Origin of the sequence: Mesorhizobium waimense, assembly GCF_003601975.1 — a bacterium.
In the GTDB taxonomy this organism is placed as follows: domain Bacteria; phylum Pseudomonadota; class Alphaproteobacteria; order Rhizobiales; family Rhizobiaceae; genus Mesorhizobium; species Mesorhizobium waimense.
Genome location: NZ_QZWZ01000104.1, coordinates 1 through 6,500 on the forward strand (window position 1 = coordinate 1; position 6,500 = coordinate 6,500).

The following is a 6,500-nucleotide window of genomic DNA, read 5'->3' on the forward strand; positions in this document are numbered from 1 at the left end:
GGCTGGATGACAAGATGGCGCCGCCTCGTGCGCGACTACGAGAAGCGCATCGACGTCTCTCACGCCATGATCCTTGTCGCTATGGGCGGCAATCTCATCCGCAGAAACGCTCATCCCTGAATTTCAATACGGACTCTTAGGGCTCATAACGCCGAGGGGGCTGTCTTGCATCGCGCCTATTTGAGCTCGGACAGCTTGAGTTCGGTGCTGGCGACCAGCAGCCGGGTAGCCAATTCGTGGTCTTTTCTGTGGCTATAGCCGTTCAGCTTTTGATAGAATCGCTGACCCGCTCTAAGCATTTGTTTTTACGCAATTCCGGACGGAAAACCGCTGCGCACTTTTCCTGGAATTGCTCTAGAATAGTGACTACACCGGGCGTTGCAGCATTCATCCCAAGATAAAGCTTTGCATGCGCGTGGCGAAGTAGAGGACCTAGAGAATCGTAGTGTTGAAGATCGCCGCGTGGCCGACATAGTAAGCGAAGAGCGTTGCTGTCAACGCCGCACATAATCCGACCGGAGCGAGCCATGCCGCGGGAGTGTCGGTCTCCTTAGGTCGCTGATCGGAAAGGATCGCGACGAAGACGACGATGATGGCCGAGTGCCCGATCACATCCAGCTTGCCGAATTCGAAGCACGCGCTGATGAACATCTCAATCAACACGGCCGCCGCAACGCGTCGGACCAGCGGCGTCCAAGCCAGGGCAAAGGCGAGCGTGAACTCGACCATGCCCGCGGCCCGCATGTAGAACTCGTTGTTGAAGCCAAGGGTGATACCGGGGTGCTCGATCAGGAGCGGGAAGCTCCATTCGGGATAGGCCCACTTCTCGACCGACGCCCACATCAAGGTGACGGCGGTCGCATAGCGCACGACGTCGAGCGGCTGAACGCCGAATAAGTTCTTTTGCAACCCGGTGAGAGCGAGATAGGCCGCAAGCCCCAGAAAGATCGGATAGTCAGCCAGATGAAACGCGCCGTAATCGCGCACGGCTAACCCGAACAGGACGACGATCCCCGCAGCGGATAGGGGTGTGGTGCGGCGTGACAGCAGACCGGCCGCGATGGCGAGCTGCAAAGGTCCCACCAATGCGGACGTCGTTTTCAATTCGGGGGTTAAGAGGATGCCTCCGACCGCCCAGAGCGAGATGAAGAAAAACCCACAGATCGCGCGGATCATCGTCTCGGTATGCAGAAGCAAGCCCTCCGTGAAGCGGTTGAGCGAGCGGGCTATCATCTCGCCTAAAGACGTCCGCTCCACCACGCAGCCGGAAAAGATACAGAGCAAGGCAACGCCCAGGAGGAGCTCGAAATCCTGACAAAGGACGTTTTCGAGGCCGCGCGGCTGGCCGGCAACGTCATAGGCAGAGAACCATTTGACGTGGGCGCTGGCAGCCCGGGTCCCGAGGATACAGAAGGAAAATCCCGCAATGGACTTAGCAAACAGGAACATTCCCCGAGAGGCGGAAAGGGGATCCCGCCCAAAAAATCTGAACATTTCGAAAGAATCCCCGTTTTGGAAGGCACAGCTTTAACGATTCACCTTTAGGATGAATTTTAAGGTCATGGACGTCCTCTGCACCCGCCGGTTATCGGGTGGTTATCCGGCCTCGGGCTGAGATGGCAGGAAGGCCCCTATGAGGACTTTGAGGCCGCACTCGGAATGGCACCTGCCGCGCTTGCGGTATATGCCAAAGCGGCCGTAACTTCCCCGGTCGTTTTGCGAGAGCCGATGCCTGGCCAACCTGACCCCGTTTTCGGTTTCATTCTTGCACCTGAATCCGAGAGCGTTTGACAGGCAACTTCTACAGTACGGTCGGGCCTCTTCGTTACTTGTATGCATTCCCGGCGTGTCATGGACAGTTCTCGACAAGGGCGGTTTCAATCCCGGTGCAGTTGACCTCCCGTTCAGCCCGGCCTTGGCGGAGCACCCACGGCAGGCGCCGCTTCCATCGTTCACCTCGCCGCAGAAGAACATCTGTCTGCCACCGCTTCTTCTTGCGAGTCCGTCTGCCTTCAGTCGGTGCGTTCGATGCCTCCAGAATCGGCGCTTCCCCAACCGTCGGCGGCTTAGGGAGCGATACGTCGGGCGTGGTCACCTCCTTGGCGTCGGATGCTTCATCAATGGCGGCCATGGGCCGAGAACGAATATCTTCACAAGGAAAAATCGGCGCTTCAGCGATCGCTTCCGCCTTCGCCTCCGCGATATCATTCGTGATGGCCAGGTCGATGCCGGCCCAGATTGATTGTGGCCGCTTCACGAGCTCACGCTTCTGTTTGATCTCGACGACAAAGGGTCGCTGCTGCCTCATAGTGCTCTCGGCGGACTCGGGAGAGTTGCGAATGTCGTCTAGGCCGATAGCACGCTTTCGTCCACCCGCCCCACGTATTCTCCAACGGTTTTCGAAGACGTTGATGTCTTCGACGCCAAGACGCCAGCGGCTCACCGCCGACCTCCCGGCCAGCGCTCTCGATCTCCTGTCCTGCTGTCAGTGCGATCGCTACTACGATCATATGTTCGGCCTTCACGCCGATCGTTTTTCGGACCAACGTTCGCGCCAAAGAAGAGGGCGGTCGCCGCCCCCCTTCCGTATCTAAGGCTGATTGGGTTGGATTTTAGAAGTCCATGCCGCTCATGCCGCCGCCGGGCATGCCGCCGGCAGCTTCCTTCTTCGGAGCCTCGGCGATCATGGCTTCGATGGTGACCAGCAAGCCGGCGACCGAGGCCGCGTCCTGGAGAGCGGTGCGCACGACCTTGACCGGATCGACGATACCCATGGCGATGTCGCCATACTCGCCGGTCTGGGCGTTGTAGCCGAAGGTCGCGCCCTTGTTGTCGAGGATCTTGCCGGCAACGATCGAGGCTTCCGCACCGGCGTTCGCCGCGATCTGGCGGGCCGGAGCCTGCAGCACGCGACGCACAATGTTGAGGCCGGCGGCCTGGTCGGAGTTGGCGCCGGTGGCCTGGCCGAAGCGCGCAGCAGGGCCACGCCGCCGCCTTGGTGCAGACCTCCACGACGTTGCCCGTATTCATTCTGTCGATTTTCGCCGGAGCCATTGCCGACAATTTCAGCCGTCGCAATGTGATGGCGCTCGGCTGGTGCGTGATAGCGTTGTCGTCGATAACGCTGACTGCTCTTGTGGGGCTGGGATTTTACAATCCATGGATGATCCGCGCCTTCAGCTGCCTGGCCGGATGCGGCGCTGCCTTCACTGATCCGGCTTGGCACGCCTCGGTTGTCGACATCTTGCGAAAACGAGAAGTTCCGGCCGCAGTCACGCTGATCTCCGTCGGCTACCATGCCATGCGAATCATTGGTCCGGCGCTCGGCGGCGGCGTCGTTGCCTCCTTTGGACCGCTGACGGCTTTCGCCATCGCGACGCTGACCTATCTGACGATGCTGTGGGCCATAGGGCGCTGTAAATGGAGTGGTCGCTCTTCGCCTCTTCCCCGAGAGCCAATCACCACTGCCATTCATGATGGAGCGCGCTTCACGGCGCTGTCGGGAGAGATCAAGGCGGCAATCGCGCGCGGAACTCTGTTTGGCCGACAAGCATCTCGATACTGGGGCTGCTGCCCCCGGGCGCTCGCGATCAGCTGGGAGGAGGACCGATAGCTAACTGGCGTGCCAAGGGCCGGGAGACGGTCAAGGTTGCCAAACAGGTCGGGAGATTTGAGATGGAGGAACGGCGGGAGAAGCGGCAATGTCGATTCCTTAAAGGCTTTCGGCCTGTCCGGCCGGGTGGAAATCTACTCCGCACGTGTGGCTTTTGCATAGTACCTCTCACAAAAAGTCGTGCGTCGCTGGAACCCGTGGACCCTGCTGTGGGGAAGGCCGGCGGTCGGCTTTCCGCCTCACGAACCGTTCGCCAGCGGCGTAGTCCACAGCCATTCGCCCAGGAGATCATTCGTCGTCGTATAGCTCTTGCCCTGCTCGGCGCGCCGTCCGTTTCGCGTATCGCATCGGAGCCGTGGAGCGTTTCGTAAAGTGAGCCCAGTGGGCGTTGGCCCTGTTGAGCGAGATGGGGCGTGTGAATAATCGGACCGCGAGCCGGGGTCCCGCCAGAACGGCGATCTTCAGATCTACCCGTCGCATGTGGGGCGCGACATTAGAGCCGCTTCGGCATCCACGCTATGCATTGTTCGAGGCGTGCTAGTCGAGCCTTCTGCGAACGAAGCTCGTGACCAACGTTTTGCAACTTGGATTTGCCTTTGGACGCGGCCGCATTAATCAGTTCGCATTCAAGCCAAGCTATTCGATCTCGCATATGCTGAGCCTCAGCCTGCCGTATATCTCTAATCCAACCTGGGCCACGCATATTCAAGGCTCACCATCTGTGCAGACTGGGTAGCATCCGAAAACTAACGCCGGCAGATTCGAATAACTCGAATTTTAACCGTCGCTAAAATTCGCCGCTCCGCCGGCAACTGGCTCGCTGCCTCAACCTTGAACGGCGACAATTGCGCTTACTTGCCCTTCGCGTCCGAAATAATCTTAATGGACTTCGTAAGAGCTTATTCAGCGCCAATATCTAAAGGAACAGCATGACACCACGTCGCAAGCGTATTCTGGGCAAATCAATAGTCGTGACGATAATTGCAATCGTCGCAACCTTCGGTTTGTCTTTTACGGCTCGGTTTGCGCTGCAGATGCCGATCGACTGGCTGAGCTGGGTGGAATGCACCTTCATTCCCATCCTCATCGGGATGCCGGTCAGTGCCTACATCTTCACCCAGGCGGAAGCGATCCAGGAAACATGTGACAAGCTGGAGAAGTCTCATGCAGCCCTGAAAGCGACGCATAGCAGACTCACCTTCGTCACCAGTCATGATCCGATGACAGGACTCCTAAGTCGCGGTGAATTCATCGCAAGGATGGATAGAAGTCGCGATGAGGGGGAATGCGACACCCTTCTCCTCATCGATCCTGATCACTTCTCTTCAATCAACGACAAGCACGGACATGCCAAGGGTGACGAAGCTCTGGTTCGGATTGCGAAGGCGCTCGTCTATACAACGCGCCCAGGAGACGGGATCGGTCGCCTTGGCGGGGAAGAGTTTGGGGTCTTGCTACGCCACGTACGCAAAGAGCAGGCAAGTACCATTGCGGAGAACATACGTCGTCATATCGAGCGGATTCCTGGGGTGAAAGGGCAACAAGACGGCGTGAAGGTGACCGTCAGCATCGGTGGTGCGGAAATCCCTCATGGTGCAGATACTCAGGATGTCCTCCGCAATGCCGCACGATGCCTTTTTGAAGCGAAACAACGTGGGCGGAACCGCGTTTCGTTCGATTATGAAGCAGCCAAGTTGCGAGTCGTGCTACCGTAACCGGCCCCGCGAGAGGCCGATGGAAAAACACGCCGCGGCTTGGTGGGTGCTGATGGTCTTTTTGGTGGAGCGGTGGCCGTCGGTGCCACATTTGCTACGTCGACCCGGACAGCACTAGGCATGGCTCTGCAATTCTTCGGAGCGGTGAGACCGCCCGGGCTTCAGATCGCGGGAGCGTTCTGGGCCATGCGCGAGAGCGGAAGCGCAGAACGTGCTTGCTGACAATAGGGTCATTGCAGTGAGCGAGCTGCCGGCCGCCGATCTACCGGGCTTTGCAATTTTTCGTTTTTTGCTGCGCCCAACTCCAAAGTTCGGGTATGAATCGGGACTGGCCGGACGGCCTGCCCACGTTGCAATTGTTACAAAGGAACACGCATATGGCGACTGGAACCGTGAAGTGGTTCAACAGCAGTAAAGGATTTGGATTTATCCAGCCTGACAATGGCGGTCAGGATGTTTTCGTTCACATTTCCGCTGTTGAACGAGCGGGGCTCTCGACCCTCACCGATGGCCAGAAGATCAACTATGAAATCGAACAGGACCGCCGCACTGGCAAGTCCTCTGCTGGCAGCCTCAGCAAAGCTGGCTGAATTTTCTCCAGCGTCCTGGCAACAGCCGATGGACACGGTGCATCCAGGCGGGGAAGCCAAAGCTGTTTGAAAGGGAAGGCGGGGCTGGACCCCGCCTTTTCACATTCCGGGCAGATGCAGATTGTGCCGATGGGAGCTTGCGCGCTCCAGAAAAACCTCGATTTCTGAAATCAAGCTGCGACCTTCTTGCGGGTCCGCCCCGCCGACGCCGGCGTTTCCGGCTCTTTCGGTTTGCGGCCGAGCCCATCGTCTTGGCCAACGCCGACCGCGCAGCGGCGTAATTCGGCGCGACCATGGGATAATCCGCCGACAGACCCCGTTTGGCGCGATAGTCGTCCGGCGTCACCCCATAGTCGGTCGACAGATGGCGCTTTAGCGATTTGAATTTCTTCCCGTCCTCAAGGCAGATGATGTAGTCCGGTGTCACCGACTTCCTGATCGATACTGCAGGCTTTAGTGTCCGTTCCAAAAAGAGGTGAGTGATTTCAGCGGGTTGTGATTCTGTCGGATTGCTGAGATTCGACGGAGATCATGATGCCCTGGACCGAAACCACTCGCCCGCAATATGTGCGGCGTTGCGCC

General features: G+C 58.5%; 4 protein-coding genes and 4 pseudogenes. 4 read left to right on the plus strand and 4 right to left on the minus strand.

Annotation, left to right across the window (positions count from 1 at the left end; all coding sequences use genetic code 11):
* A pseudogene (locus D3227_RS39440) lies at positions 1–120 on the plus strand (IS5/IS1182 family transposase); the annotation flags it as partial.
* Positions 121–432: 312 nt separating this feature from the next.
* Here the strand turns inward: D3227_RS39440 and D3227_RS39445 are convergent.
* The 3 genes and pseudogenes from D3227_RS39445 to D3227_RS39455 form a co-directional block, all read right to left on the minus strand.
* Positions 433–1,449, minus strand: a complete 1,017-nt coding sequence (locus D3227_RS39445; RefSeq protein WP_167481067.1) for a hypothetical protein — start codon at positions 1,447–1,449, stop codon at positions 433–435.
* Positions 1,450–1,849: 400 nt separating this feature from the next.
* Complete coding sequence (locus D3227_RS39450; RefSeq protein ID WP_147377819.1) at positions 1,850–2,443, minus strand: hypothetical protein; 594 nt, start codon at positions 2,441–2,443, stop codon at positions 1,850–1,852.
* Positions 2,444–2,612: 169 nt separating this feature from the next.
* Positions 2,613–3,007: pseudogene (locus D3227_RS39455) on the minus strand (TCP-1/cpn60 chaperonin family protein); the annotation flags it as partial.
* Here D3227_RS39455 and D3227_RS39460 point away from each other — a divergent pair.
* From D3227_RS39460 to D3227_RS39475, 3 genes and pseudogenes are all read left to right on the plus strand, one after another.
* Positions 2,996–3,612, plus strand: a pseudogene (locus tag D3227_RS39460) (MFS transporter); the annotation flags it as partial. The pseudogenes D3227_RS39455 and D3227_RS39460 sit on opposite strands and share 12 nt — an antisense overlap.
* A 930-nt stretch (positions 3,613–4,542) precedes the next feature.
* Positions 4,543–5,328, plus strand: a complete 786-nt coding sequence (locus D3227_RS39470) for a GGDEF domain-containing protein (protein WP_120019368.1) — start codon at positions 4,543–4,545, stop codon at positions 5,326–5,328.
* Between the two features lie 377 nt (positions 5,329–5,705).
* Complete coding sequence (locus tag D3227_RS39475) at positions 5,706–5,918, plus strand: cold-shock protein (protein WP_120019369.1); 213 nt, start codon at positions 5,706–5,708, stop codon at positions 5,916–5,918.
* Between the two features lie 170 nt (positions 5,919–6,088).
* On the opposite strand, the pseudogene D3227_RS39480 reads toward D3227_RS39475, so the two are convergent.
* Positions 6,089–6,375, minus strand: a pseudogene (locus D3227_RS39480) (Ros/MucR family transcriptional regulator); the annotation flags it as partial.
* Between the last annotated feature and the right edge of the window lie 125 nt (positions 6,376–6,500).